Below are 26,429 nucleotides of genomic sequence, written 5' to 3' on the forward strand. Positions count from 1 at the left end.
CTCGTTCTCCTTCTGTGCGGTGCCGACTGTCGCGTTCGTCAGCTCAGGCTCGGGACCAGCGTTGGTTGGCGCCGCCGTGGCAGCCCCACACGATGACCGCGGAGCCGTTGGCGGTGGCGGCGCCGTTGACGTCCAGGCACAACCCGGTCTGGGCGTTGCTGATCGTGGCGTTGCTGTTGATCACCCACTGCTGGTTAGCCCCACCGTGGCAGTCGTAGATCTGCACCCGGGTTCCGGCGGCGGCGTTGTTCGGCACGTCCAGGCACTTGCCCATCACCTGCAACGCTCGCCCGTTCTGGGTGAACTGCTGGTTGGCGTTGCTGTGGCAGTCCCAGATGATCATCTGTGCGCCGTTTGCCGAACTCGCCCCGTTGACGTCCAGGCACCGGCCGGATGCCTCGTTACGGAACCTGTTGCCGGTCGGGGTCGGGGTGCTGCCGCCGTTGAGGGTGTCGAGGACCGCCGTGTACGCGGGCTTCTTGTTACCCGCGCAGTCGAACAGCAGGGCGTTGTCGCCGCCGCGCCAGGAGTCACAGTCCCGTACGCCCCACACCGTGATGCCGGTGCAGCGCGAGATCGCCAGGCAGGCCCGGGTGACGGTGGCGTAGATGTTCGCCTGGTTGCCACCCTGGGTGACGTCCAGCTCGGTGATCTCCACGTCCACGCCGAGGTCGGCGAAGCGTTGCAGGTTGGCCTGGTAGTCACCGGCGATCGTGGTGCCCAGGTGGGACTGGAAGCCGACGCAGTCGATGGGTACGCCGCGCTGTTTGAAGTCGCGCACCATGTTGTAGATGCCTGTCGACTTCGCGTTGATGCCGTCGGTGTTGTAGTCGTTGTAGCAGAGTTTGGCGCCGGGGTCGGCCGCGCGGGCGGCCCGGAACGCGGCCTCGATCCAGTCGTTGCCGGTGCGCTGCAGGTTCGAGTCCCGCCGCGCGCCACTGCCACCGTCGGCGAACGCCTCGTTCACCACGTCCCACGAGTAGATCTGCCCCCGGAAGTGGCTGGCCACCTGGGTGACATGGTTGATGGCGGCGTTGCGCAGGTCGCCGCCGGAGAGGCCCTGTGCCCAGCCGGGCTGCTGGGCGTGCCACAGCAGGGTGTGCCCCCGCACCTTCATCCCCCGCGAGCGGGCGTGGTTGACGATGCGGTCGCCGGCGCTGTAGTTGAACACGCCCCGCTGCGGCTCGGTCGCGTCCCACTTCATCTCGTTCTCGGCGACGAGGCTGTTGAACTCGCGGTTCAGCACCGTCATGTACGTGTTGTCGTTGAACTTGTAGGTCCCGACGGCGGCACCGAAGTAGCGGCCCTTCTCCGCCGCGGCGGTGCCCAACGTGGTGCCCGCGTTGGCGGCGCCGCTGGGCACCACAAGCGTCATGCTGGCCACCAGCAACCCGACCGCCAGCCCACGCAGCGACGCTCCGGTGGACCACCGTCGTCGCGGAGAACCGCTCGGATGTACGAGCTTCTTCATCTGTCCCAACACCTCCAGAGTCGCGTCACGTCGACGAGTTAGCGCTAACACCACTGGTCGGTTCAGGCGCTCGTCGGGCGGACCACAGGGCACCAGAGAACGCTACGCATCGATGAAAGTGAGATTGCCACAAAGTTACGGAGCGCTCAAGAAGTTCAGCCCGATGACCTGAAAGAATCCACGTTTGCCAAGGTCAACGCCGCACCTACCCGGATCGCCCAGAGCGATGTCGATCTGGACGACTCACGGCCAGGGAGATCCGCGGCGGCTCACCCACCTACGGCGTCCCCGACCTCCGCACGCAATGTGCACGCGAACATCACGGGGTCGTCAACCACTCAGGACGGTGCCACGGAGGCACCCGCAGCCCCCTCGGAGAGTCATCGCGTGGGACGTCACCCGGACGCTGGCCGCCGGCCTCCACGCTGTCGCCGACGGCCCGGCCGAACCCGTGGGTCGCCGTCCCGCCAGACCCGGGCTCCGTGTCGGCAACAGGCTCTGCTGCGACCCCGCGACCTCAACTCGGCCGCGACGCCGTGCCCGCCGAGCCGCCGCCGCGTTCGCCGTCCCGATCAGCGGCCGGCACCGACGACACCGGGTCGGTCCCACCTGTCCCGCCCGCCAGGCCCAGGGCGGCCGGGTAGCTGCCGAACCGGCGCAGGCCCAGCTTGCGTACCGCGACCGGCCACGGTGTCTCGGTGGCCAGCACGACGAGATGCTCGAAGTTCGCCAGGTACGACTCGCCGCGCGCCGCGCGCTCGGCGAGGATGTACGGCTCCAACACCGCCCACGCCTCCCGGGCGCGGAACCCACCGGTGCCGAGCAGCAACGCCGGGTCGACCACGTTGAAGGCGAGCATCTGCCCCAGCCCGTTGTAGTACAACGCGATCCGGTTCACGTGCTTACGGGCGTCGGGCGGCAGCTCGCTCACCCGCAGCTCCGGCGCACAGCTCGCCCTCAGCTCGGTGAGCACGAACTGCTGGCTGTCCAGAAAGGCGTCACTCATCCGGTCCCGGGTGAGCAACTCGATCGCGACCAGAGTGTGGTTCGCACTCTGCGACAGCCGCAGTTGCCGCAGCGCGAAGAACACCGAGACACCGACGGTGATCACCGAGACCGCGGCCACGAGCGCATTCGTCACGATCGCCACGTCCATGGCGGTCATCGTACGAACGCCACACCACGCGCCGCCGAGGGTCCTCTGTCGCCGACCCTGGGCCGCCAGATTAGACATAGATGCGAGTTGATGTAAGGTGGAAGCGCTCCCAGACCGCGTACCCCACCCTACCTGCTCGAGGAGCTGAGAACATGTCGCGACGGCGTTGGCGCCCGGCCCCCACCCTGGCCGGGTTGCTCGTTCTGGTCCTGTCCGTACTCCTGGTGCCACAGTCGTCGGCGGCCGGCACCACCACGGCCGGCGCGCCCCGCCCCAGCAGAGTGCCACTCACCGAGCTGACCGTGGCGTACGAACAGGTGGCCTTCGGTCTACAGCGTCCGATCGCGCTCACCGGGCTGCCGGACGGCCGGATGCTCATCGCGGAGAAGAACGGCACCGTCCGCTCCTACCACCCCGACACCGGCCTGGCGGCCGACCCGGTGCTCGACCTGACCGCCCGGGTCGACACCTCGGGCAACGAACGTGGCCTGCTCGGCATCACCCCCGCGCCGAACTTCGCGCGCACCGGCATGCTCTACGTGGCCTACACGAGCCTCCCGGCCGGCGCACTGACCCTGGCGCGACTGCCGATCAACGCTCCCGATCGGCTACAGGTGCTGCTCACCCAGGAGCACGCCGAGTACAACAACCACAACGGCGGACAGGTGGCGTTCGGCCGCGACGGCTACCTCTACTGGTCCCTCGGCGACGGCGGCCACGCCAACGACCCGTACAAGGCCGGTCAGGACCTCGGCACCCTGCTCGGCAAGATCGTGCGGATCGACGTCAACCGCAGCTGCGGGGCCAAGCCCTACTGCATACCCGCCGACAACCCCTTCGTCCGCAAGCGCGACGCGCGTCCGGAGATCTGGCTCTACGGGCTGCGCAACCCGTGGCGGTTCTCCGTCGACAAGGTCGACAACTCACTCTGGATCGGTGACGTCGGCCAGGGCCTGGTCGAGGAGATCAACCACATCCGCCCCTGGCAGGGTGGGGCGAACCTCGGCTGGTCCTGCCGGGAAGGCACCCCGGTGTTCGACCCGGAGCAGTGCCGGCCGGGCGTGAAATACACCGACCCGGTCTTCGAGTACGAGCACTACATGACCGAGAGCTGCTCGGTGACCGGCGGCGTGGTGTACCGAGGCTCCGCCACCCCCGAGGCATGGGGCACCTACGTCGCGAGCGACTACTGCTCGACCACCGCCTTCGCCGTACGCCCCAACCCCAGGGGTGGCTACGAGAACGCCATCATCGGCAACTTCCCCATCCAGCCGACAGCCATCGACGCCGACGTGCACGGCGAGCTGTACGTGCTCAGCGACCTGCCCGGCTGGCTGAGCCGGGTACGGTTCGAGCACGTCCCGCCAGCCCCGAGCAGCGCGCCGACGAACCGCTGATACCCGAGGCAAGGGCCGGCGGCTCGTCTGCGCCGCCGGCCCCGCCACCGACGTGACCATCCCGCGATCGCCGGCTCGAAGGGTGGGATTGACCAGGCTGATGCCGTTCACAGCGAGGCTTATTCGATGCTCGGCGGCGCAATAGAGGCTTGATAGCCTCGGGCGCGACGGCCGGGCCAGCCGAGAAACCGATCGAACATATCAGCCGGGTTGCCGGTCACGCTGGGGTTGAGCCGGTGCAGGTCATCGATGGCATCGTGCAGGCAACTGGCCAGGTAGAGGAACAGGCTGACCGGCATGTCCCGGTACTCGGCCACCAGAGCCAGCTTTGCCGACCCGCACGGCCACGGATGCCCACACCGGCGGCACAGCCACAGCGGACGCTTCGGCAGATGCTCGCCCTCAACGGCAACGGTCCGGCGCACCGACAAGCGGCGCGGCTGCCTGGTCACCACCGATCGTTCTCTCTCGCCTGCTGCCCGAACAGCCGACGCCACACGCAGGTCAGCAACGGCGAATCCGTCGGCCGCGTCAGCCACTGCGAAGACGTTCGCTGGAGCCCGGGCTGCCGAGACTGGCCGACAATCGTGTTATGCGAGAGGTACAAGGTCATGCCGGCGCACCCTTTCGAAAAGGCCGACGGTGGGCTCGCCGGGGGAATGGCGAGCCCACCGCCGCCGCACGGCGGCTTGGGGTAAGCCGCCGATCACCCACCCACGCAGCCCCGATGGCGGTACGCAGGCGAGGAGTCCTACGTCTGCGAGCGCAAGGATGCGGTGGCCGCAGCTGATACTCGTGGTCGGCCCATTTGGCCGAGCCCTGAGAATCACTCCGCTTCGGACAACTCACCTCGCACCCCCGGCTCAGCAGGTCAGACTTTGGTTACCTGCCTTCCACCCAACCGCTGTTCGCTGGCCGATCCCAGTGCGGCAATGACGCAAAACCGATGCATCCCTATTGCGGTGTATGCCGTGAGCTGAATGAATGGCTCTGTGATGCACGGTGGCGGAAATGAGCGGCGCACGTCGGGCTCACGCCGGTATCGACTGGCGCAGCGACGTAAGACCATCGGTCTCAGCCAGGAGCGCCTCGCCGAGATCGTCGCCGTGGACCGTTCCACAGTCGTTCGGTGGGAACGGGCAGAGACGGATCCTCAACCCTGGCACCGCCCGCACCTGGCCACGGCTCTCAAAGTGTCCATGGAGGAGCTGGCCGATTTGTTGGCCGACACCCGTCAGCCGCCCGCCACGCCCGACAAACGTCTCGACCATGCGCTGCGACAGCCCGGTCGCGTCGACCTGATCGCGGTGGCGTACCTACGGGAGCGCGTGCGGCTTCTTGACGAACGCTACGACCAGACACCCTCGACCCTTCTGCTCGCTGAAGCGGCACAGTTGCATGGCCAAGTGGTCTTCCTCCGTCAGTACGCCGACGCCGGCTCAGTTCAGCGCGAGCTGGCTGCCGCGATCGCCGAATCGGCCACGCTGATGGGCCAACTGGTATGGGACGCCACGCAGCGACACGATCACGCCGCCAGCGCCGCATACTTCGACCAGGCGATGAACGCCGCGAAGGAAGCCCGCGATCCTGTCGCCGAAGCCAACGCGCTACTCCGCAAGAGCTACCTGGCGCTCTATGGCGTCAGGCGGCCAACCGCTGCCATCGCGTTGACCGCGCATGCCACTGAGGTGAGCCTTCGCATCAGCCCTGTGCTTGCGGGCCTCGCCCAACTACACCGCGCCGAGGCACACGCGATGCTCGGCGAGGTTCGGGACTGCGCTGAGGCGCTCGGAGCGGCTGAAGACTCCTTCGCCTCGGTGGGCCCGCAGGACCCTGCCTCCGTCCTCTACTGTCCCAGCCACCACGCCCGACTCGCAGGCTCGTGCTGGTTGTCGTTGAACAGGTCGGCGGACGCGATCACGGCGTTGGAGAAGGCGCACCAACTTGTCGCCGCACGCCGCAAGTCGACGGCCGTCGTCCTCGGCAACCTCACCCTCGCCAACATCCGTCATCGCGACCTCGATACCGCCATCTCCTACCTACATCAAGCCATAAACGTCATTGAGCGGACCCGCGCGGGAGGTGGACTGAACCTCGCCTTCGCTGCAGCCCGCGAACTGCGTCCCTGGAGCGATCGACCCGCGGTCCAGGAGGTCAACGACCGACTCCTCACTCTCATGACTCCATAGGAGCAACAGCGTGACAAGCACCGACCAGGCCAAGCAGGCCGTTCGCCGACGCGTCTGGGATTTCCTCGAACGCGAAGGCGCGGCACCGCCAGGGGTTCGAGGCCACATTCCAGACTTCGTCGGCAAGGACGACGCCGCAGCCCGGCTCACGGACCTGGAAATCTGGAAGCAGGCACGGGTCATCAAGTGCAACCCCGACCGAGCCCAGTTGCCTGTCCGGGTGCGCGCTCTCCAAGAGGGCAAGCTGCTCTACATGGCGGTCCCGCGACTCGCCACACCGAAGCCCTTCTATCTGCTCGACCCGGCGGTGCTGACAGTCCCGTTCGAGACTGCCGCCACGAGCACAGGCGCACCGGAGATCGCCCCCACAGTCGGCACCGACGACATGCGGCCGGTGGACATGATCGTGTGCGGCAGCGTCGCGATCAGCCGACGCAACGGCGTACGGGTCGGCAAGGGCGCCGGCTACTCCGACCTCGAGATCGCGCTCCTGACCGAGGCCGGGTTGGTCACCAGGCACACCGCCATAGCCACCACCGTTCACCAGAGCCAACTCCTTGACGAGGAACTTCCCCACGCCGATCACGACTTCAGCGTCGACTACGCGATCACTCCTGAGGAGGTCGTCGTGTGCGCGCCTGACCGGGCCCGACCGCCCGGCATCATCAGGGAGAACCTTCGCCCCGATCAGCTCGACAACATCCCAGCCCTGCGTTGATCAAGCTCCGACGGATGGGCTGCCGTACCCGCGTACGCGAAAAAGGCCCCGACTGGCAGAGTTCTACCAGGTCAGGGCCTTGCTCGTTGGTGCGCCGCCAGGGACTCGAACCCCGAACCCGCGGATTAAGAGTCCGCTGCTCTGCCAGTTGAGCTAGCGGCGCTCGCTGACAACGGGGGAAACACTAGCACGCACCCTGAACCGGGTTCCAATCCGATCCCCGGGTCCCCCCTTCGGTCGAGCTTTCCGGACATTTGACAAAAACCACTCGCAAAGTGTGGGACCGGGGTGATGCCGGGCGGCAGCGATACGGCACGATGTCCGCCAGGGTGCGCTAGGACAGGGGTGGGGATGGGCAGGTTCGCGCGGGCCGGGGCGTTGTTGAGCGCCTTGGGGCTGGTGGCGTCGCTGGCATTGTCGGGCTGCGGCGAGGAACGCGCGGCTGCTGAGTTCGTACCTGGTCAGACACCCGGGGCGACCGGCACGGAGACGCCGGGGACGCCGGGGGCACCGGAGGTGCCGAGTGGCCCGCCGCTGGCGGTGAGCCCGGCCGACGGGGCGAAGGACCGGCCGGTGAGCGTGGAGATCGGCGCGAAGCTGCCGGACGGCGGCGAGGTGTCGCAGGTCACGCTCAAGACCGAGGACGGCAAGACAGTCAAGGGCAAGCTGCGTACGGACGGGTCCTCGTGGGTTCCGTCGGCCCCGCTGAAGTGGTCCACCCGCTACACCGCAACGGTCTCCGCGAAGGGGCCGGACGGCGCGGTCAGCGAGGGCACCAGCACGTTCACCACGATGGCCAAGCCGGGCTCGATGATCACCTCCGGGTTGTACCTGTTCGACGACCGGACGTACGGGGTGGCGATGCCGGTGGTGGCGGAGTTCCACCCGGGCATCCCGAAGAAGGACCGGGCCAAGGTGCAGAAGCGGATGTTCGTGCAGACCGACCCGCCGCAGCCGGGTGCCTGGCACTGGGTGAGCAACGGCACGCAGGCGTACTACCGCGCGCCGGAGTACTGGAAGGCCGGCACCAAGCTGACCGTACGCATCGCCCTGGCCGGCATTCCGCTGAGCAACGGCCGGTTCGGCAACGTCGACCGTAACGCCACCGCGAAGATCGGCTCGGCCTTCGAGATGAAGGTGACCAACTCGGACAAGCAGATGCGGGTGTACGAGGACGGTCAGCTGATCAAGACGTTGCCGGTCAGCCTGGGCAAGAAGAAGACCCCCTCGTCCAGCGGCACCCTCGTGGTGATGGAGAAGAAGGAAGCCACTGTCTTCGACACGATGGACGACCCGGATCCGGAGAACCGGTACGTCACCGACATCCAGTTCGCCCAGCGCCTCACCTGGGGTGGCGAGTACATCCACGCGGCCCCCTGGTCGGAGCACGTTCAGGGGCGGCAGAATGTCTCTCACGGCTGCGTGAACGTCTCGATGGCGAACGCCCGCTGGCTCTTCAAGCGTACGAAGATCGGCGATCCGATCACCATCACCGGCACCGAACGGAAGCTGGCGTCGGGTAATGGTTGGACCGCGTGGAACCTGAGCTGGTCGGAGTTCGTCAAGGGCAGTGCGCTGCCAGTTCCGGATGGTGGCGCCGGTCCGGCCGTGTGACCGGACGAAATATGTCACTATCCGGACATCCCGCTTCCACGTGTTTCGGTTCACTTGTCGCAACGGGTAGGTGAACTGGTGCGTCAGTGATGTGGACGGGCAGCGGACCACGACTGTGAGGACACCATGCGAGTTCGGGACCAGCGCAACCGGCGGCGGGGGGTGCTCGCCGCGGGCTTGCTCGCCGTGACGTTGGCACTGACCTCCGCCTGCACCGGCGGGAAGGGCGGCGACAAGGGGCCGGGCTGGCAGGACGGCGCCGATCAGCCGGCCGCGAAGGCGTCGGTGAGCATCAGCGAGCCGGCGGCGGACGCCAAGGACGTGCCGGCGTCGGCGGCGATCGCCTTCGCCGCCGAGCAGGCCGAGGACGTCACGGTCAAGCTGACGGACGCCGACGGTGAGGCGGTCGAGGGCGACCTCACCGCCGACGGCCGCAGTTGGCTGCCGTCGAAGGCGTTGACCTACGGTGCCTCGTACACCGCCACCGTCACCGCGACCGGGGACGACGGCCTGCCGGCGACCGCGACAAGCGCCTTCACCGTGATGGAGAAGCCGGAGAAGCAGGTACGGATCAGCAGTTTTCTCGGTGACGACCAGACGGTCGGGGTGGCCATGCCGCTGATCGTGAAGTTCGGCCGGGACATTCCGGAGAAGTACCGCGCTGACCTGCAACGCCGGATGACTGTGACCTCGGAGCCGGCCCAGGAGGGCATCTGGCACTGGGTCAGCCCGACCGAGGTCCGGTACCGGCCGAAGGAGTTCTGGCAGGCCGGCAGCAAGGTGTCGTACCGGGTCCAGGCCGGCGGGCTGCCGCTGGGCGACGGCTGGTACGGCCGCGCCGACCTGACCGTGGACATCAAGGTCGGCCCGAAGCTGGTCATGACCGTGGACAACCGGACCAAGCGGATGACGGTCACCCGGGACGGCGAGACGATCAAGACGATCCCGGTGAGCCTGGGCAAGAAGAGCACCCCGTCCTCCAGCGGCACCATGGTGGTGATGGAGAAGCTGCGCAAGACGGTCTTCGACACGTTTGACGAGCTGGGCCCCGACGACGGATACCGCACGAAGATCGACTACGCGCAGCGGCTCACCTGGGGTGGCGAGTTCATCCACGCGGCACCCTGGTCGGAGGGGCAGCAGGGCACGACGAACGTCTCACACGGCTGCGTGAACGTCTCGATGGCCAACGGTGCCTGGCTGTTCAACAACACGAAGGTCGGTGACCCGATCGTCGTCAAGGGCACCGAGCGCAAGCTCCAGCTCGGCAACGGCTGGACCGACTGGAACATGAGCTGGGAGGAGTACGTCAAGGGCAGCGCCGTGCCGTACGAGCCGGCGGAGCCCGAGGTGACCGACCCGGACGTCGCGCCGAGCGAAACCCCGATCGCCTGAACACCCAGAGGAACGCGTCAGGCCCCCTCCGCGGAGGGGGCCTGACCTTTGGGGTGACTGATGGGAATTGAACCCACGACAACCGGGACCACAACCCGGTGCTCTGCCAACTGAGCTACAGCCACCATGCCGCCGCGCCCGGTCGAACGCCCGGGGCGGGTGCGGTGAAATCATACCCCCACCACGACCGACCACGTCCAGCGGGTTGCCGCCGGGCCGGGACGGGCAGGCACCGCGGCGGTCAGAGCTCGGCGGCTATCGCCTTGGCGCTCTCCACGTCCGGGCCGGGCAGGGGCACGAAGATGGTGCGCCGGTAGTACTCCAGCTCCCGGATGCTTTCCCGGATGTCCGCCAGGGCCCGGTGGGCCAGGCCCTTCTGCGGCTGGCCGAAGTACACGCGGGGGTACCAGCGCCGGCACAGTTCCTTGATCGAGGACACGTCGATCATGCGGTAGTGCAGGTGGGCGTCGAGGCGGGGCATGTCCCGGGCGATGAAGCCACGGTCGGTGGCGATCGAGTTGCCGCAGAGCGGGGCGGTACGCGGGTCCTTGACGTGACGGGTGACGTAGTCGAGCACCCGCTCCTCCGCCTCGGCCAGGGTGACTGTGGAGCGGCGTACCTCGTCGGTCAGCCCAGACTTGCCGTGCATCGTCCGGACGATCTCGGGCATCGCGTCGAGTGCCGCGTCGTCGGCGTGGATCACCACGTCGACACCGTCACCGAGCACGTTGAGGTCGGGATCGGTGACCAGTGCGGCGACTTCGATCAGCTTGTCGCCACCGAGGTCCAGCCCGGTCATCTCACAGTCGATCCAGACGAGAAGATCAGCCACCGGGACAGCCTACGCGCAGCGCAACTCTCGTGGCTGCGCGCCGTCACCGTCACCGACCGCTAGGGTCTTCCCCGTGCCCGCCGAACCCGCCACACCACCCAGCGTCGACCTGGACGACCCGGGTAGCCGTACGGCTCGCCGGGTCGTGGGAGCGTTGGCGTTGGCGGCGGTGCTTCCGGCCCTCTACCTGCCCGGGACCATTCACAACTTCTTCGACCTGAAGATCTACATGGCGGCCATGGACTGGTGGGCAGCCGGCAACCCGCTGTACGACTACGTGCAACCGGACCGGGTGCAGGGCGAGCTGTACTTCACCTATCCCCCGTTCGCCGCGCTGCTGCTGCTGCCGTTCTCCTGGTTGAAGCTGGGCGCCACCGTGGCGATCTTCACCGGGCTGACCCTGTTCGGCGTGGTGGTCACCACGAAGTGGCTGCTGGACCCGGTGATCCGTCGACACCGCCTGCCCCACCTGTTCACCCTCGTGGTGGGCGTGCTGCTCGTGCTCGCGGTGGAGAGCACCCGGGAGACGATCACCTTCGGGCAGATCAACATGCTGCTGGTGGTACTGATCCTGGCCGACCTGCTGTTCGCCGTACCCCGCGACAGCCGCTGGGCCGGTGTGGGCATCGGCGTGGCGGCGGCGCTCAAGCTGTTCCCGGCCATCTTTGTGATCTACCTGCTGGCCACCCGGCGGTGGCGGGCGGCGGTGGTGGCCGGAGCGACGGCGGCCGGGGCGACCCTGCTCGCCGCGGCGGTCGCGCCCGGCGACTCGTGGCGGTTCTGGACGCACGAGTTGTGGGCCACCGACCGGGTCGGCCGGACCGACTACACAGGCAACCAGTCGCTGTTCGGGTTGCTGAGCCGGCTCACCGCCCCGGAGGAGCCGAGCCGGCTGGTCTGGCTGGCGCTTGTCGCGGTGGTCATCGGTTACGGGCTGTGGCGGGCGGTGCGGGCGTCGCAGGCCGGGGACGCGCTCACCGGCCTGACGCTCACCGGCCTGGTGGCGGCGTTGATCAGCCCGATCACCTGGACGCACCACATCTACTGGTTCATCCCGGCGGTGGTGATCCTCGCCGATGCGGCGCTCGGCACCGATCCGCGCACCGTGGCGGGGGCCCGCCGACGCCGCCGGCTGGTGATCCTCGCCGTCGCGGTCACCGCGATCATCGTGTACGGGGTGGTGTCGTTCTACGACTGGGGCATCACCCCGTCGCCCACCGGCAGCCCGTGGGAGTTCGTACTCCGCAACGGGTACGTGTGGCTCTGCCTGGTGCTGCTCGTCGTCCTACCGATCCGTGGCGAGGCTCAGGTGCCGAAGCGGCAGCCCGCAAAGTCGGACACTCTTCCCGAGACCCCCATTCATCGGTAATCTACACCTCGGGTTACCAAACCCCCCACGGCCACCGATATCCCCCGGTGAAGGGCGGCCCTCCGCGTCGGCAGCACGGAGGGCCGCCCACCCCTTCCCGCACATCCCACCCGCTCCCTCCCCACCCTCGACCCACCCACCCTCGACGATCTTGCAATTGTGGTCGCCGATACAACACTTTTGTGCCTTTTGTCGCGACCATAAGTGCAAGATCGCCGAACAGGGCGGGGGCGCGGGGCGGGTGGGGTGGGGTGGGGTGGGTTAGGGCGGGGGGGCTGGGGGGCGGAGGGGGCGGTTTGGGGTGGCGGGGTCGGGGAGTTCGGCGAGGGTGGCTGGGCGCGGGACGGGGCCGATCGCCTGTCGACTCGTGGTGGCGGGCACCGTGGCGGTGACCGAGACGAGTTGACGCTCGGGCAGCCGGCGGGGGCCGGGCGGCGCCGGAGCGCCCAGGCCGGTGAGTGAGCTGACCCCGAGTCGCCCGGCGAGCACCGGCACCTGGTCCGGCTCGACCACGAACACCACCTCGCGGGGGCGGACCGGCCGCAGCAGCACAAGCGCGGCGAGAATCACCAGGAGCGTCCCACCGGTGAGGGAACCCCAGGTGGCCGGGGCGATCCAGCCGGCCCGGAGTTCCGCCCGCAGGTCGAGGGTCACCCCGGCGGCACCGTCGGGGCGCATCAGTACCAGACTCAGCCGCTGCCCGGCCAGGTCGCCGGGGCGCCATTCGAGCACGCCGTACCCGGCCCGCACCCAGAAGGTCTGCGCGGCGGGCGCGGCCGGGACGGTGAGCGAGGTCCCGGCCGCCGGGGTGGCCTGCTCCAGCCGGACCGGCAGCGGACCCCGGGCCAGCGACATCCGCAGGACCACGGCGTGCGGCGCACCGGCCAGCCACCGCTGCGCCTCGTCGGTCGGGGCCAGCCCGACGAAGGCCGGCCCGTCGGGAGTACGCACGTCGAGCCGCAGTCTGGCCTGCCCGCCCCGGGCGAACGGGACCTCCTGTCGCACCAGCGCGTCGAGGTCGGTCACCACCACGGCGTGTCCCGGGGTCTGCACGGTCTCGAACCGGGCGGTGAACGCCCCGTCCGGGCCGGCGTGACCGGTCAGCAGGCCGAGCGCGGCCGCACCGATCAGCGCGGCGATGCCGACGGTCAGCAGCAGCATTCCGGTCAGCGTCCACACGAAACGCATGCGCCCTGTTCCCCTCTGTAGCCAGATACCCGGCCGACCTTACCTACGCCGACCCGCCGATCAGCGGATATCCACGGCACGGCCACAGAAAGCGGGCAGGCCCGCCGGGGATCACCCGACGGGCCTGCCCAGCGGTGACGCTCAGGAGGTAGGAGTCGCCGCCTCGTCGCCCGGGGCCGCAGCGCTGGAGCGCCGGGTGCGGGCGAAGGCCAGCCCGCCGAGCACCAGCCCGCCGAGTCCGGCGATCAGCCCGGCGACGCCGAGGCCGACCGCCAGCCCGTCGCCGCCCTCCTCGTCGTCGTCGACGGACGGCGCGGCGGCGGGTGAGTCGGCCGGTGCCGCCGTCGGCGCGTCGGCGGTCGCGGCGGCGAGGGTGAGCACCGGCGCCGGGGCGGCCGGCTCCTCACCACCGGGCTGCGGCTCGTCGATCCAGCGCACCACGGCGCCGTCGGAGTAGGTCTGCAACGCCTTGAAGACCATCTGGTCCGCCTCCGGCAGCGGGCCCATGGACACCGGGAACTCCTGGAAGGTGCCGGGGGTGATGGCGGCTCCCTCCTCGGCCGTCCAGGTCACCTTGGACACCACCTCGGTGACCTCGCTGCCGTGCACCAGCACCGGTGGGTCGACCCTCCGCTTCTCCACCGCCACCGTCCAGCCGGGCACCGGCATCGTGGACACCGAGCCGACCGGCGCGTTCTCCGGCAGGAAGATCTCCAGCTTGGTCGTCGACGCGGTGTCGCTCTCGTTCGGTACCCGGAACGCGAGCCGGCCGTAGCCACCCTGGGTTGCCTCGCTCGGATTGACCGTGACGTGCGCCGACGCCGGGGCCACGAAGCCGAACACGGCCGTGGCGACGGCGCCGAGCGTCAGGGCGGCGGCTGTGGCGGCGAAACGCCGGTGACGGAGCATCGATGGAACCTCTCTATCGGATGGGCACGGTGGCGGTCACCGTGGCCTGGTCGATCTCGGTGGTACGGGCGGTGACCCGCAGTTCCCACTCGCCTGCGGCCGGCAGGCTGATCTCACCTGTGGCGTGGTTGTCGGTGAGCGGCAGCAGCGGCACCTGGATCGGCTCGATCCCGGCTGCGGGCAGGGCGACTGTCACCTGCCACTCGGCGACCGGCTGCGGCTGGTTGTCGGGCGTGTACGCGTACAGGTGCACCGAGTTGTTGCCGCGTCGGGCCGGCGACACCTCGATCTGCATCGAGTAGAGCGAGCTGGTCGCCGTGGTGCTGAAGTATCCGCTGTCGGAGGCGGCCACGTCGGTGGCCACGCTCCTGGCGGGTGTCGTCTGGACCAGGGTGGCCGACACCCCCAGCACGATCGCGGTGATGGCCAGCTCCGCCCAGATCGCCCGGCGTACCGGGGCCGGCCGGCTGGCCGCGACCCGGGTGCGTACCAGGTGACGGGAGTAGGCGGCCACCGCGATCACCAGGACGAAGAGCCCGATCTTGGCCAACACCAGCCGCCCGTACGTGGTGTTCACCAACGCCGCCGGGGTGGCCACCTCGATCAGGGCCTGGACAGTGCCGGCGAGCAGCAGCGCGGAGACCGCCAGGGCGGCCCACCGTGACCAGATCGGCAGGATCGCCCCCAGTTCGCGCTCGTCGGCCCGGGGCAGCAGGAACACGGCGAGCATCACCAGCCCGCCCAGCCAGACGGCCATGCCGCCCAGGTGCACCGTGTCGACGAGCACCGACACCGCCGGGGCGGGCGAGGCGGCCGGATGCCCGGACAGCGGCCAGGTGACAAGGGCTCCGACGGCGAGGACACCCAGGATCACCAGGTCGGCCCGGCCGACCGACCCGGCCAGCAGCGGACGGAGCAGCAACGCCGCGGCGGCCAGCAGCCCGAGACGAACCAGGTGAGCGGCGCCGAAGGCGCTGCCGAGGACCAGGCTCAGCCCTTCGCCGGTGATGTCGAACAGTCCGCCGCCGTTCGTGTAGGGCACCTGGAGCAGCACCGTCGCCACCGTGGCCAACGCCACCAGGCCGAGGCCGGTCCAGGCGAGCCGGGCCGGGCCGCGTCGGGACAGCCGGCGCGGCCAGAGCAGGGCGAGCACCAACGACGACCCGATGACCAGCAGCAGCCCGGCGTAGCCGACGAACTTGGCGACCTTCACCGCGTTGCCGACCACCGGGTTGGCCCGGCCGTCGTCGCCGCTGTCCACCGGCGGCTCGGAGGGCGCCCCGACCGAGTAGGTGAACGCGCCGGAGACCGGGTGGCTGTCCGCCGAGATGACCCGGTAGGTGACCAGGTAGGTGCCGTTGCCGCGACCGGTGTCGACCGGGATGTTGACCACGCTGCCGGCGAAGGTGGGCTCGCCCTGATCCGCGCGGGACCCGTCCGGCGCGATCACCCGGATCCGGTCCGGCACCTTGCGTACCGTCTCGCTGAAGGTGAGCACCACCTCGGCCGGCGGGGCGGGCACCACGGCCGAGGCGGCCGGGCTGCTGCTGGACAGCACGGCGTGGGCACTGGCCGGGCTGGCCGGGACGAGCAGCAGAGCCACGACGGTGACCAACAGGCCGGCGGTCGCGGCCAGCCGGGCGAACCGGCGACGATGGGCGGCAGTCATGACGCCCATCGTCGCCGACGACACCCGTTCCCGGCGAGCCACACCCATCGATTGATCCCGATTTCCCATGATCGGGCGCGGGCGCGCGGGAACCGGACCGGACGTCATAGGCGGATAGTCGGTCACCGGGCCGGAAAAGTTCCCGGAGTGGCGCACCCCATGGAAGGGCCGAAGGACTCTGCTGCCCACCGTCGGGCCGCGTAACCTAAATTGTCGTGATCCCCGCCCCGCGCGACGCCTCCGCCACCGCCGACACCGGCATCGTCGGCGCCGACCGCGCCGCCGACGAACCTCGGCGACCTGCCCGGATGCCGCAGGACGGGGAGTCTGAGCCGGCCGTCGACCCGACCACCGAGTGGGCGCTGGCCGCCCGGGGCGGCGACCCGGTCGCCCAGGCCGCTTTCGTGCGCGCCACCCAGGCCGAGGTGTGGCGGTTCGCCGCGGCGCTCGTCGATCCGGACAGCGCCGACGATCTCACCCAGGAGACCTACCTGCGGGCGTTCCGTGCGCTGCCCGCCTTCGCCGGCCGGTCCAGTGCCCGCACCTGGCTGCTCGGCATCGCCCGGCGGGCCTGCGCCGACCACCTGCGCACCGTGGTCCGGCGGCGGCGACTCGATCAACGGCTCAGCGCGCACGCGCACACCGACGTGCCGCACCCCGACCCGGCCGGCCAGCTCGGCGCGACCGACCTGGTCCGCCGGTTGACCGCCGAGCGGCGCGGGGCATTCGTGCTGACCCAGTTGCTCGGCCTCTCCTACGCCGAGGCCGCCACGGTGGAGGGGGTGCCGGTGGGCACCATCCGCTCCCGGGTGGCGCGGGCGCGGGCCGAACTTGTCGACGCGGTCGGCGAGGCGTTGGCCGGATGAGCAGCACGATGCGCACCTGGCGTCCCTGGCTCGGGCTGGCCGTCCGGCTCGGCCTGGCCGCCGTCTGGCTGTGGGCCGGTTGGTCGAAGGTCGGCGACCTGGCCGCCTCCGGTCGCGCGGTGAACGCCTACCAGGTGCTGCCGTACGACGTGGCGACCGTGGTAGGCGCGGCACTGCCCTTCGTCGAGCTGGCGTTGGGCCTGCTACTGCTGCTCGGGCTGGCCACCAGGCTGGCCGCCGGAGTCTCCGCGGCGCTGCTGCTGGTCTTCATCGCCGGCATCGTCTCGGCCTGGTCGCGTGGGTTGGCCATCGACTGCGGCTGTTTCGGGGTGGGCGGCGAGCTGCCGGCCGGGGAGAGCCCCAGCTATCTCCCGGAGATCCTCCGGGACATCGGCTTCCTGGCGCTGGCCGGGTTCCTGCTGATCTGGCCCCGCACCGCCGTCTCCGCTGACGGCGCGCTGACGGGCGAACCGGTGGAGGACGACGATGAGTAGTCGCAAGGGGCGCAAGGACGCGGCCCGAGTGGTCCGGGAACAACTGGCCCAGGAGCGGCGCCGCAAGCGATCCCTGTGGATCTCGCTGGGCGCGGTGCTGGTGCTGGCCGTCGCCGGCCTGATCGGCTGGAGCGTCTGGTCGAGCCAGCAGTCCGACGAGTTCACCGCGCCCCCGGGCGCCAACGACACGGGCACCGGCATCGTTGTCGGATCCGGGCCGGTGACCATCGACATCTACGAGGACTACCTCTGCCCGGCCTGCAAGCAGTTCGAGCAGACCAGCGGCGCCACCATCGAGCAGCTGACCGCCGACGGCAAGGTGCGGGTGGTGTACCACCCGGTGGCCTACCTCAACCGCTACTCCAGCACCGAGTACTCGACCCGGTCCTCGGCCGCGTCCGGCTGTGCCGCCGAGGGCGGCAGGTTCACCGAGTTCAGCAAGGCGCTGTTCGAGCGGCAGCCGCCGGAGGGCGGTGCCGGACTGAGCGACGACGAGCTGATCGACATCGGGGCCGAGGTCGGGCTGGATCGCGACGCGTTCGGCAGCTGTGTCCGCGACGGGAAGTACGAGCCGTGGACGGAACACGTCACCGACGAGGCGAACCGCGCCGGCATCACCGGCACGCCGAGCATCCTGGTCGACGGGGAGCCGGTGCGGGAGTGGACGCCGGAGAACATCACCGCAGCGGTGGAGGCGGCCGGCCGGTGACAGTGCTCGCCCGGGCCGGGCTGCTGCTCGCCGCCACGGTCACCGCGATCCTCGCGACCGCCGCCCCCGCGCTCGCCCACGGCGCGGACGCGCCGAACGGCACCGACTACCGGGTGTCCGTCACCGAGGTCACCGCCGGCCGGGCGGAGCTGCGGGTACGGGTGATCGAGGCGGGTGCCCGGCTGGAGCTGACGAACACCGGCGACACTCCGGTCGAGGTGATCGGCTACTCGGGTGAGCCGTACCTGCGGGTCGGACCGGACGGCGTGTACGAGAACTCCCGCTCGCCCGCGACGTACCTCAACCGCACGATCGTCGGGGACACCGCCCTGCCGGTCGAGGCCGACCCGGCCGCCGAGCCGCGCTGGCGTCGCCTCGACGGCGGGACGACGGCCCGGTGGCACGACCAGCGGGCCCTGTGGCGCGAGGCGCAACCGCCCGCCCAGGTCCGCGCCGCGCCCGACCGTGAGCACCGGGTACGCGACTGGGTGGTCCCACTGCGCGACGCGAACGGGCCGTCGGAGATCCGCGGCACCCTGGACTGGGTACCGCCGCCGGACGCGTACACCTGGTGGGTGGTGGCCACCGTCGGCGCGCTGGCGGTCGGTGCCCTCGGGGTGCTGCCGGCGGCCTCCGGCCCCGGCCGGCGGGCGCTTGTCGCCCTCGGCGGGCTGCTGATCGTCGGCGGGGTCGCGGCTGTCGCGCTCGCCCTCGGGCGGACCCTGGACGCCGGGTCACAGGGTCTCGGCGGCGTGCTGACGGGCCTGCTGACCGGTCCGGTCTGGGCGCTGCTGACCGGCCTGGGTGCGATCGCCGCCGGAGCGCGCACGGTGCGTGCCGGAGGTGGACCCGCCGGGATCGGTGCACGGACGTCCGCCGGGCGGCAGGCGTCGACCGGGACCGGCCGGCAGGCGTCGGCCTTCCGCTCCGACGTCGACTTCGTGGTGGCGCTGGCCGGCGTCTGCCTGGCCCTGTTCGCCGGGCTGACGAACGCCGCCGGGTTCGCCCGGGCCGTGCTGCCGGTGCCGTGGCCGCCGACTGTCGCCCGGGTCCTGGTGGTCCTGGTGCTGGTGGCCGGTGCCGGTGGGTTGGCCGCCGCGTTGCTGCGCCTGCACGCCGCCGCCCGCCGCGCACCGGCCGCCGCTACTCCCTGATCCTCGCGCGGCCCGGGGTGGGACGGAACGGGTAGGGCAGTTCGAGGCGGTGCCGCGCGAGCAGTTCCGCATCGTCGAGCAACTCGGGGGTCGGCCCGTCGGCCACGATCCGTCCGCCGTCGAGGATGACCGAGCGGTCGCAGAGTTCGAACGCGTACGGCAGGTCGTGGGTGACCATCAGCAGGGTCACCGGCAGGGCACGCAGGATGCCGGCCAGTTCCCGCCGGGCCGCCGGGTCGAGGTTCGACGACGGCTCGTCGAGCACCAGGATCTCCGGACGCATCGCGAGCACTGTGGCCACCGCCACCCGGCGACGCTGGCCGAAGGAGAGATGGTGCGGGGTCCGGTCACGGTGCTCGGACATGCCCACCGCGGCCAGCGCCTCGTCCACCCGGGCGGCCAGTTCCGGCCCGCGCAGCCCGAGGTTGGCCGGCCCGAAGGCGACATCCTCGGCGACGGTGGGCAGGAAGAGCTGGTCGTCCGGATCCTGGAAGACGATGCCCACCCGGCGGCGGATCTCCGCAAGCGTCGCCCGGTCCCGGTCGACGCTCAGGCCACCGACCGAGATCTGCCCCTCGGTGGCCGTCAGGATGCCGTTGAGGTGCAGCACAAGTGTGGTCTTGCCGGCACCGTTGGGGCCGAGCAGCGCGACCCGCTCGCCGCGCCCCACCGTCAGGTCGACGCCGTCCAGCGCGACATGGCCGTCGGGATAGGCGTACCGGACGCCACGGACGTCCAGACTGGGTGGGGTGGACTGCACGCTTCGATCATGTCAGGACGGCGGCGGTGGCGGCGACGGTGCCGGCCAGGACCGGTACGGTGGCCGCGATCAGCCACTGCCCGGTCGTCGCCACCGCGGTGCCCTGCCACACCGTCGGCATCCGACCGGTGTAGCCGCGCGACAGCATCGCCAGGTAGACCCGTTCGCCACGTTCGAAGGCGCGCAGGAACAGCGCTCCGATGCCGGCGGCGAAGCCGCGTAGCTGCCACACGAAACGCGGGTCGTCGCCGCGCGAGATCCGGGCTACGCGCATCCGCCGGGCCTCGCCGACAAGCACGTCGAGGTAGCGCAGCATGAAGGTGGCGATCTGGGTGAGGATCTGCGGGCAGCGCAGCCGGTCCAACCCCACGATCAGGTCACGGGTGTTCGTGGTCGCCGCCAGCAGCAGCGACGCCCACACGCCGAGAGTGCCCTTGGCGATGATGTTCCACGCCCCGTAGAGACCGTCGACCGACAGGTGCAGCCCGGCCACCTCCACCCGTTCGCCCGCGCCGAGGAACGGCAGAGCCACTGCGAAGAGCACGAACGGCAGCTCGATGGTCGACCGCAGCAGCAGCCAGCGCGCGTTCACCCGGGCCAGCGCCGCGACGACCGCGACCAGCAGGGCGTACGCGCCGAAGGCCCAGAGCGCCTCGCGGGGGGTGGCGACCACGGCGATGGTGAACGCCACCATCGCCGCGATCTTGACCTCGGGTGGCAGCCGGTGCACCGGCGAGTCGGCCTCCCGGTAGAGCACGTGGGCGTGACCGGCTCCCACCTCGGGTCAGCCGCCGCTCGTGGTGGCCGGGTCGGTGCGCTCCGCCCCGGTCGCGTCCTGCGGCGCCCGGTCCCGCCGGCGGACCAGCCAGAAGGCGCCACCGGCCACGGCGAAGGTCAGCAGTACGCCCAGCACGCCGGAGAGCCCGGTGGAGAGGAAGTCGTTGTTCAGGCCCGCGATGCCGTAGTCGGCGAGCGGTCCACCGATCTCGTGCTCCCGCTCCTGCTGCGCCGGGCAACTGCCGCCGGTGATCTCGTCGTCGGCGTCGAAGGTGCAGCCCTCCCGCAGCGACGAGTCCAGCCCGTCCGGGTGCGACGAGGCGAAGTTGCTGACCACGCCGGCCAGCAGCAGGGCGACGAGGAGCCCGCCGACGATGAAGCTCCACTTCCTCACCGGACACCTCCGACGGTCGGCACGGTCACCGGCGCGGCCGGCTTCAGGGCGCGCAGCGCGTACACCAGGTCGGGGCGGACCTTCGCCACGGTGACCACCGTGGTGGCCGTGATCAGCCCTTCACCGATGCCGATGAACAGGTGGGACACGGCCATGGTGCCGGCCAGGCCGGCCAGGTTGCCGCCGAGATCGGTGGTGCCGCCGAGCTGGTACTGCAACACGAAGCCCATTGCCGCGACGACCACGCTCACCAGCGCGGAGACGAAGGCGGTGACCGCCAACCCGGCCGGGGTGCGCGGCAGCACCCGCAGCAGCAGCGCGATCAGCAGGTACGCCACCGCGATGCCGATGACGGCCATGTTCGTGATGTTGAGCCCGAGCATGGCCACGCCGCCGTCACCGAAGACGAGGGCCTGCACCACGAGGACCACCGCGACGCAGAGCGCGCCGACCCAGGGCCCAACGAGCATGGCGGCGAGCGCACCGCCGAGCAGGTGACCACTGACCCCGGCGGTGAAGATCGGAAAGTTGAGCATCTGCACGGCGAAGATGAACGCCGCGACCAGGCCGGCCATCGGCGCCAGCCGGTCGTCCAGGTCCTGCCGGCCACGCATGACGCAGTACGCCATCGCCGCCAGCGCGATCACCGCGAAGACCGCGGCGACCGGACCGTTGATGATGCCGTTGGATATGTGCATCGCCAGGGTTTCCACGTGACCTCCCACGTGTCGGCGGGCCCGTGCCCACCGGCAGGGTGAGCGTATTTCCCATACGAGGCTGTTGCCAATAGCTGGCAACAGTGCCGTACGCCTCGCTCCCGTGCCGTGCGACCGAGCCGGCGCAGCGCGACGGTAGGGTCGTGCCATGACCGCACCCGCTCGCCTCTCCCCCGGTGACCCGGCGCCCGGGTTCAGCCTGCCCACCGACACCGACGGGCAGCTCACCCTGGCCGACCTGCGCGGCCGCAAGGTCGTCCTGTACGCCTACCCGGCCGCGATGACCCCGGGATGCACCAAGCAGGCCTGCGACTTCCGCGACTCGTTGGCCTCGTTGCAGGCCGCCGGATACGAGGTGGTGGGCATCTCACCGGACAAGCCGGAGAAGCTGGCGAAGTTCCGCGAGCGCGACGCGATCACCTTCCCGCTCGTCGCCGACACCGACAAGGCGGTGCTCACCGCCTACGGCGCGTACGGCGAGAAGCAGATGTACGGCCGCACCGTCACCGGCGTGATCCGCTCCACCTTCGTCATCGACGAGGAGGGCCGGATCGAGCGGGCGCTCTACAACGTCAAGGCCACCGGTCACGTCGCCAAGCTGCGCCGCGACCTCGGCCTGGACTGACTGCGCGCACCACACGAACACCGCCGCGAGGCAACGCCATAGACTCTCCAGGCAGGCGGGAGTGGCGTAACGGCAGCCGCGGTAGGTTTAGGTCCTATTGTCCGAAAGGACGTGGGGGTTCGAATCCCCCCTCCCGCACCACGACTCCCTGTCGGGAGCATCACGATCATCGGCATTCACTGTCGAACCCGGTCAGGATGAGCGATGTGAGTCTGCGCTTCATCCTCGACCCGGAAATGACCGATGAGCTGCGCGAACGGATCGTCGCGCTCTGGGTCGACGTGACAAACGCCGGCGGTGCGGTCGGTTTCGTGGCACCTGTCACCGCCGACGAGGTCCGCACCATCGCCGACCCGACGCTGGCCGGCATCGCGGACGGACCGGACCGGTTGCTGCTCGGCTACGACGGAGATCGGCTCGCCGCCATGGCGATCTTCACCGATCCCCGGTTCCACCTGAAGACGCACCTGCGGGTGCTCACCCGGGTGATGGTTCATCCCGACAGGCAGGGGCACGGCTTCGGCGAGGCGTTGATGCGCGAGGCCGAACGGATCGCCCGTGACCTCGGGCTGGCGGCGCTGCACGTGACGGTGCGCGACGGGCTCGGGCTTGACCGGTTCTACCGGCGGCTCGGGTACCGGGAGGTGGGCCGCTGGCCCGGGGCGCTGCGCGTCGCCCCAAGCGACGACCGCGACGAGATCCTCATGTGGCTCGGCCTGACCGAGCACCGGCCCGGTCACCCGACCGGCGGCTGACCGACCCTGGCGGTCGCTCCGGCAACCGGTCAGGGCTCGACCAGCCGCAGCGGGCGCGGTCCAGCCGCCGGCTGGTCAAAGCCCGGTCAGCCAACGGCCGGTCGAGGCACGGTCAGCCGCAGCGGGGCGACGGCTCGGGGAGCGGCGCCTGCGCGAACGCGTCGGCGGCGGTCGGCTCGACCGACGCGGTCGCGTCGGCCGTCACCGTTGCCGACGGCGTCGGTCGGGCCGAGGCACGGGTCGACGCGCTCGCGGACGGCTTCGGACGCGCCGACGGGGTGCCGGTGGAGGTGACCGACCCGCTGGAGCCGGCCCCGTACATCCGCACGGAGCTGCGCTGCACCTGGCCGGGTGCCATCTTGATGCCGGTGGCGGTGACCCGGTGACCCCGGGTGTCGGTGACCCGGATCTGGTACGGGCCGGGCCCGGCACCGGAGTCGATCAGCCAGTAGTTGTAGCTCTCCCGAGCGGCCGACCGCCACTGGCCTGAGCTGCCCTGACGCACCTCGACCGAGCGCAGCGGGTTGCCGTGGTTGGCGACCAGCACCGCGAACCACCACTGCGACGCACCCTCCTTGATTCGGAAGGTGAGCGGGCCGGACAGCGACGGATCGACGGCCAGGCGGTAACTGACGTTGACGATGCCCTGCACCGGGTCGGCGATGCGGGCGAACGCCTCCTTGGACAGATCGATGTGGCCGGGAGCGCACTCGGGGCACTGGTCCATCACCATGACCCGCACCGTGCCCTTCGGCCCGGTCACGTCGAGGTAGCCGCCACAGGCGGCGCCGTCGGCGTACTCGGTGGGGCCGAGCGCGACGTAACGCCGGTCGGCCGGGGCGGCCGGATAGGAGCAGTTTCCGCCAGCGCCCTTCGAGTCGTAGAAGGTCGCCTTTCCCTTGTGGAGGGTGCCGGCGGCGGGTGGGGCGAGCAACGCGCCGGCAGCCACCGGCGCGACGTCGGGAGGGGGCGGTGCGGCGCAGGCGGGCGCGGCACCGGACCGCAGGGCGAGGCTGAGCCCGACGACGGTGGCGAGTGTGGCGACGGCCCCGCCAGCCAGCCAACGACGCAGCGGGAAACGCTGAGCCGGGGTCTGGTCGGCGGGGCCGTCGGTTCCGTCGGTCACGTGCAGACATGCTGCCCGAGCGCCGACCGTCGGGACAAGCGAGCTAAGCGAAAGCTAAGACGCGACCCATCTTGACTGCCCGGCGGTGGCCAGCCGGCGCAGCGGCTCCACGGCGTCCGGGTGGCTGCGCAGCGCGTCCTCGATCCGGACCCGCCACACGCCGGCCTCGACCAGGTCGCGGCCGTCCTCGGGAGCCGAGCGCAGCCGGTCCCGTGTCTCGCGCAGCGACCGGGCGAACTCCCCGCCCAGCACGCGTTCCAACTCACCGACGACTCTGGTGAAGCGCTCGTCGTCCGGTACCGCACCGACAAGCGTCCGGGCCGCGTCCCACGCCACCCGGGGATGATGGATCACCGACATCTCAGACTCCCTGGTCGAGGTCCCCTTCGGTAATCATCTATCCGTCGACCGACAGGCGGCAACAGGTGTCCATCGGTCGTCGCCGAGCCGTGTCCACCCGGTCAGTCGGCCAGTTCCACCGGGTCGCCGAGCTTCACCCGACCGGCCTCCAGCGGCACCAGGTTGAGTCCGAACAGGAGCTTGCGATCGATGTTGCGGTGCCGGGCGAGGGTGCGCAGCGGCTCCCGACCGCGTACCCCGGTCTCCTGGTCGGTGGTGACCACCAGGCAGCGGGCCGACGGGCCGGCGGCGCGGAACCGGACGCCCCCGATGCGTAGCCCGCGCCCGACCCAGTCGTCCTCCGCCCAGGCCGGGGCACCGTCGACCACCAGGTTGGGCCGGAAGCGGGTCATCGGCACCGGCTGCGCGGCGCCCGCGACGAGCCAGTCGCCGAGGGCGGCAAGCGACGCCGTGCTGGTCAGCAGCACCGGGTACGCGTCGGCGAAGCTGACCTGGTCACCGGGGTCGTACTCCTTGTCCTCCCGCCGGATGTGCCGGGCCGGACGGGCGAGCCGGACCAGCCGGACCGGCCGGTCGAGCACCGCGCCGAACCAGTCGTCTGCGGCCGGGCCGGCCGGCAACGCGTCGACCCTCAGCACCCGTCGACGGAACGTCCGCACCGGCACCGCCGGCACGTCGGTCGGCTCGGGCACCAGCAGGTCGGGGTGGCCGTCGGCGCGCAGCAGCAGCCCGCCGGGGCGCGGCCGGGCGTGCACCCGGACCAGTGACGTGACCTCCCGCTGGGTGACGCCGATCCCCTCGGCGTCGACGAGCATCCAGCGTCGGTCCTCCTCCAGGCCCCACTGTCGTACCCCGGCCTCGTCATGCACCAGGCCGTGACAGCCCTTCACCGGATAGGTGGTGATCCCGCTCAGCCGCACCCGGTCACCATGCCACGCCGATGCCATCCCCCGGGTACCAGTGGTTCGCCGGGGTCTCCCGGTAGGCGAGGAACCGCCGCCCGGTGCGCTCGGCGTGCTCGGCCAGCACGTTGGTGTGGGTGACGTTGTCGGTGAGCAGGATCGCGCCCGCTGCCAGTTTCGGCTCGACGGCGGCGAACTCACGTCGCTCGTAGGCCCGGCTGTGGTCGCTGTCGTGCAGGAACAGGTCCACCGGCCGGTCCAGCGCGTTTATCGACTCGACCGAGTCACCGATGACCAGGTCGATCACCTCCGACCAGGGCGCGGTACGGGCGAGGTAGCCGGCCTCGGGGTTGATGTCGATGGAACTCACCCGGCCGGGGTGCCCCTCGCCGGCATTGCGCAGCAGCGCGGCGGCCAGCACGCAACTGCCCAGCCCCTTGTCGACACCGGTCTCCACGATGTGCTTCGGCCGCCGGGCCCGGACGATCGCGTACCAGCCGATGCGGCGGGCGTAGCGGACCTGCTTGTCGGCCAGCCCACGGCGGGCCGCCCCTGCGATGGCCGAGCTGATGTGTTCCCGCAGCGCGTCGTCCGACTCGATCTCGGCGAGGTACCCGCGGACCTGCTTGACCGGCAGCTCGCAGACGACACTGACGAACCAGGCGAGATGGTTGCGGCTGAGCTTGGTCAGCTCGTACGTGTAGTTGTGATGCTCCCGCGAGGCGACCAGCCAGCGGGCTGAGGTACGCAGCACCTTGGCGTCGTGCCGGGCGACGGCGACCAGGCGCTTCGGAAAGGCGGCGACGGGGGCGAGGCGGGTGCGGGCGATCGCCCGACGCAGCTTGACGGCATCCACCGCTGCGTTCTACCAGACGCATGGAAAC

General features: G+C 70.5%; 27 protein-coding genes, 3 tRNA genes and 1 pseudogene. 13 read left to right on the top strand and 18 right to left on the bottom strand.

Annotation, left to right across the window (positions count from 1 at the left end):
• Positions 1–43: 43 nt before the first annotated feature.
• Both CLT74_RS16205 and CLT74_RS16210 read right to left on the bottom strand, forming a co-directional pair.
• On the bottom strand, positions 44–1,375 hold the full coding sequence (locus CLT74_RS16205; protein WP_486582737.1) for an endo-1,4-beta-xylanase: 1,332 nt from the start codon (positions 1,373–1,375) through the stop codon (positions 44–46).
• A gap of 613 nt (positions 1,376–1,988) precedes the next feature.
• Complete coding sequence (locus CLT74_RS16210) at positions 1,989–2,627, bottom strand: DUF4760 domain-containing protein (protein ID WP_143697173.1); 639 nt, start codon at positions 2,625–2,627, stop codon at positions 1,989–1,991.
• 152 nt (positions 2,628–2,779) lie between these two features.
• On the opposite strand from CLT74_RS16210, the gene CLT74_RS16215 reads away from it, so the two are divergent.
• Entirely contained in the window at positions 2,780–4,024 is a 1,245-nt protein-coding gene (locus CLT74_RS16215) for a PQQ-dependent sugar dehydrogenase (RefSeq protein ID WP_486582337.1), read from the top strand.
• Positions 4,025–4,143: 119 nt separating this feature from the next.
• On the opposite strand, the gene CLT74_RS16220 is transcribed toward CLT74_RS16215, so the two are convergent.
• Both CLT74_RS16220 and amcA read right to left on the bottom strand, forming a co-directional pair.
• Entirely contained in the window at positions 4,144–4,476 is a 333-nt protein-coding gene (locus tag CLT74_RS16220; protein ID WP_486582339.1) for a hypothetical protein, read from the bottom strand.
• Positions 4,473–4,637 (bottom strand): multiple cyclophane-containing RiPP AmcA, encoded by a 165-nt coding sequence (gene amcA / locus CLT74_RS31390; protein ID WP_486582340.1) that lies wholly within the window; start codon positions 4,635–4,637, stop codon positions 4,473–4,475. The genes CLT74_RS16220 and amcA overlap by 4 nt, the downstream gene beginning before the upstream one ends.
• Before the next feature lie 382 nt (positions 4,638–5,019).
• Here amcA and CLT74_RS16225 point away from each other — a divergent pair, with 382 nt between their 5' ends.
• Both CLT74_RS16225 and CLT74_RS16230 read left to right on the top strand, forming a co-directional pair.
• Positions 5,020–6,213, top strand: a complete 1,194-nt coding sequence (locus CLT74_RS16225) for a helix-turn-helix domain-containing protein (RefSeq protein WP_099852141.1) — start codon at positions 5,020–5,022, stop codon at positions 6,211–6,213.
• Positions 6,214–6,223: 10 nt separating this feature from the next.
• Entirely contained in the window at positions 6,224–6,931 is a 708-nt protein-coding gene (locus CLT74_RS16230) for a 5-formyltetrahydrofolate cyclo-ligase (protein WP_099847292.1), read from the top strand.
• Positions 6,932–7,018: 87 nt separating this feature from the next.
• On the opposite strand, the gene CLT74_RS16235 is transcribed toward CLT74_RS16230, so the two are convergent.
• A tRNA-Lys gene (locus tag CLT74_RS16235) sits at positions 7,019–7,094 on the bottom strand.
• 188 nt (positions 7,095–7,282) lie between these two features.
• Here CLT74_RS16235 and CLT74_RS16240 point away from each other — a divergent pair.
• Positions 7,283–8,545, top strand: coding sequence for an Ig-like domain-containing protein (locus CLT74_RS16240; RefSeq protein WP_099847293.1), 1,263 nt, complete (start codon positions 7,283–7,285; stop codon positions 8,543–8,545).
• 126 nt (positions 8,546–8,671) lie between these two features.
• Positions 8,672–9,940: an Ig-like domain-containing protein gene (locus tag CLT74_RS16245; protein WP_099847294.1), complete on the top strand. Its 1,269-nt coding sequence runs from the start codon at positions 8,672–8,674 to the stop codon at positions 9,938–9,940.
• Positions 9,941–9,989: 49 nt separating this feature from the next.
• Here CLT74_RS16245 and CLT74_RS16250 read toward each other — a convergent pair.
• A tRNA-His gene (locus CLT74_RS16250) sits at positions 9,990–10,065 on the bottom strand.
• Positions 10,066–10,181: 116 nt separating this feature from the next.
• Positions 10,182–10,772, bottom strand: a complete 591-nt coding sequence (gene orn, locus CLT74_RS16255; RefSeq protein WP_099847295.1) for an oligoribonuclease — start codon at positions 10,770–10,772, stop codon at positions 10,182–10,184.
• A gap of 73 nt (positions 10,773–10,845) precedes the next feature.
• Here orn and CLT74_RS16260 point away from each other — a divergent pair, with 73 nt between their 5' ends.
• On the top strand, positions 10,846–12,141 hold the full coding sequence (locus CLT74_RS16260; RefSeq protein WP_099847296.1) for a glycosyltransferase family 87 protein: 1,296 nt from the start codon (positions 10,846–10,848) through the stop codon (positions 12,139–12,141).
• A 261-nt stretch (positions 12,142–12,402) separates the two neighbouring features.
• Here CLT74_RS16260 and CLT74_RS31395 read toward each other — a convergent pair.
• The 3 genes and pseudogenes from CLT74_RS31395 to CLT74_RS16275 all read right to left on the bottom strand — a co-directional run.
• Positions 12,403–12,801: pseudogene (locus CLT74_RS31395) on the bottom strand (hypothetical protein); the annotation flags it as partial.
• Between the two features lie 669 nt (positions 12,802–13,470).
• The gene (locus CLT74_RS16270) at positions 13,471–14,238 is read right to left on the bottom strand and encodes a YcnI family protein (RefSeq protein ID WP_099847298.1); all 768 of its coding nucleotides are present in this window, start codon (positions 14,236–14,238) and stop codon (positions 13,471–13,473) included.
• 13 nt (positions 14,239–14,251) lie between these two features.
• Positions 14,252–15,907, bottom strand: coding sequence for a copper resistance CopC/CopD family protein (locus CLT74_RS16275; protein ID WP_486582341.1), 1,656 nt, complete (start codon positions 15,905–15,907; stop codon positions 14,252–14,254).
• A 215-nt stretch (positions 15,908–16,122) separates the two neighbouring features.
• On the opposite strand from CLT74_RS16275, the gene CLT74_RS16280 reads away from it, so the two are divergent.
• From CLT74_RS16280 to CLT74_RS16295, 4 genes are read left to right on the top strand one after another with little or no spacing between them, the layout of a single operon-like run.
• Positions 16,123–16,773: a sigma-70 family RNA polymerase sigma factor gene (locus CLT74_RS16280; RefSeq protein ID WP_486582342.1), complete on the top strand. Its 651-nt coding sequence runs from the start codon at positions 16,123–16,125 to the stop codon at positions 16,771–16,773.
• Positions 16,770–17,267, top strand: coding sequence for a MauE/DoxX family redox-associated membrane protein (locus CLT74_RS16285; RefSeq protein WP_099847299.1), 498 nt, complete (start codon positions 16,770–16,772; stop codon positions 17,265–17,267). Before CLT74_RS16280 ends, CLT74_RS16285 begins: the two co-directional genes overlap by 4 nt.
• A complete protein-coding gene (locus CLT74_RS16290) occupies positions 17,260–17,976 on the top strand; it encodes a thioredoxin domain-containing protein (protein WP_099847300.1) in 717 nt (238 codons plus the stop codon). Before CLT74_RS16285 ends, CLT74_RS16290 begins: the two co-directional genes overlap by 8 nt.
• Complete coding sequence (locus CLT74_RS16295; RefSeq protein ID WP_486582344.1) at positions 17,973–19,130, top strand: hypothetical protein; 1,158 nt, start codon at positions 17,973–17,975, stop codon at positions 19,128–19,130. The genes CLT74_RS16290 and CLT74_RS16295 overlap by 4 nt, the downstream gene beginning before the upstream one ends.
• Here the strand turns inward: CLT74_RS16295 and CLT74_RS16300 are convergent.
• From CLT74_RS16300 to CLT74_RS16315, 4 genes are read right to left on the bottom strand one after another with little or no spacing between them, the layout of a single operon-like run.
• On the bottom strand, positions 19,120–19,890 hold the full coding sequence (locus tag CLT74_RS16300; protein ID WP_099847302.1) for an ABC transporter ATP-binding protein: 771 nt from the start codon (positions 19,888–19,890) through the stop codon (positions 19,120–19,122). The two genes, CLT74_RS16295 and CLT74_RS16300, sit on opposite strands and share 11 nt — an antisense overlap.
• A gap of 7 nt (positions 19,891–19,897) precedes the next feature.
• Positions 19,898–20,668: a cobalt ECF transporter T component CbiQ gene (gene cbiQ, locus CLT74_RS16305; protein WP_099847303.1), complete on the bottom strand. Its 771-nt coding sequence runs from the start codon at positions 20,666–20,668 to the stop codon at positions 19,898–19,900.
• 6 nt (positions 20,669–20,674) lie between these two features.
• Positions 20,675–21,061, bottom strand: coding sequence for a PDGLE domain-containing protein (locus CLT74_RS16310; protein ID WP_099847304.1), 387 nt, complete (start codon positions 21,059–21,061; stop codon positions 20,675–20,677).
• Entirely contained in the window at positions 21,058–21,774 is a 717-nt protein-coding gene (locus tag CLT74_RS16315) for an energy-coupling factor ABC transporter permease (RefSeq protein WP_099847305.1), read from the bottom strand. Before CLT74_RS16315 ends, CLT74_RS16310 begins: the two co-directional genes overlap by 4 nt.
• A gap of 151 nt (positions 21,775–21,925) precedes the next feature.
• Here CLT74_RS16315 and bcp point away from each other — a divergent pair, with 151 nt between their 5' ends.
• The 3 genes from bcp to CLT74_RS16330 all read left to right on the top strand — a co-directional run bounded on the left by bcp (position 21,926) and on the right by CLT74_RS16330 (position 23,157).
• A complete protein-coding gene (gene bcp / locus CLT74_RS16320) occupies positions 21,926–22,402 on the top strand; it encodes a thioredoxin-dependent thiol peroxidase (RefSeq protein ID WP_099847306.1) in 477 nt (158 codons plus the stop codon).
• A gap of 55 nt (positions 22,403–22,457) precedes the next feature.
• A tRNA-Leu gene (locus tag CLT74_RS16325) sits at positions 22,458–22,543 on the top strand.
• Between the two features lie 65 nt (positions 22,544–22,608).
• Positions 22,609–23,157: a GNAT family N-acetyltransferase gene (locus tag CLT74_RS16330; RefSeq protein ID WP_199172199.1), complete on the top strand. Its 549-nt coding sequence runs from the start codon at positions 22,609–22,611 to the stop codon at positions 23,155–23,157.
• Between the two features lie 112 nt (positions 23,158–23,269).
• Here CLT74_RS16330 and CLT74_RS16335 read toward each other — a convergent pair whose 3' ends face one another.
• The 4 genes from CLT74_RS16335 to CLT74_RS16350 all read right to left on the bottom strand — a co-directional run bounded on the left by CLT74_RS16335 (position 23,270) and on the right by CLT74_RS16350 (position 26,401).
• A complete protein-coding gene (locus CLT74_RS16335) occupies positions 23,270–24,283 on the bottom strand; it encodes an expansin EXLX1 family cellulose-binding protein (protein WP_486582347.1) in 1,014 nt (337 codons plus the stop codon).
• 54 nt (positions 24,284–24,337) lie between these two features.
• The gene (locus CLT74_RS16340) at positions 24,338–24,643 is read right to left on the bottom strand and encodes a hypothetical protein (RefSeq protein ID WP_099847309.1); all 306 of its coding nucleotides are present in this window, start codon (positions 24,641–24,643) and stop codon (positions 24,338–24,340) included.
• A gap of 101 nt (positions 24,644–24,744) precedes the next feature.
• Entirely contained in the window at positions 24,745–25,563 is an 819-nt protein-coding gene (locus CLT74_RS16345; protein WP_099847310.1) for an MOSC domain-containing protein, read from the bottom strand.
• Between the two features lie 4 nt (positions 25,564–25,567).
• Positions 25,568–26,401 carry a class I SAM-dependent methyltransferase gene (locus CLT74_RS16350; protein WP_099847311.1) on the bottom strand — a complete coding sequence of 278 codons (834 nt, stop codon included), beginning with the start codon at positions 26,399–26,401 and terminating at the stop codon, positions 25,568–25,570.
• Between the last annotated feature and the right edge of the window lie 28 nt (positions 26,402–26,429).

Source organism: Verrucosispora sp. CNZ293, assembly GCF_002754655.1.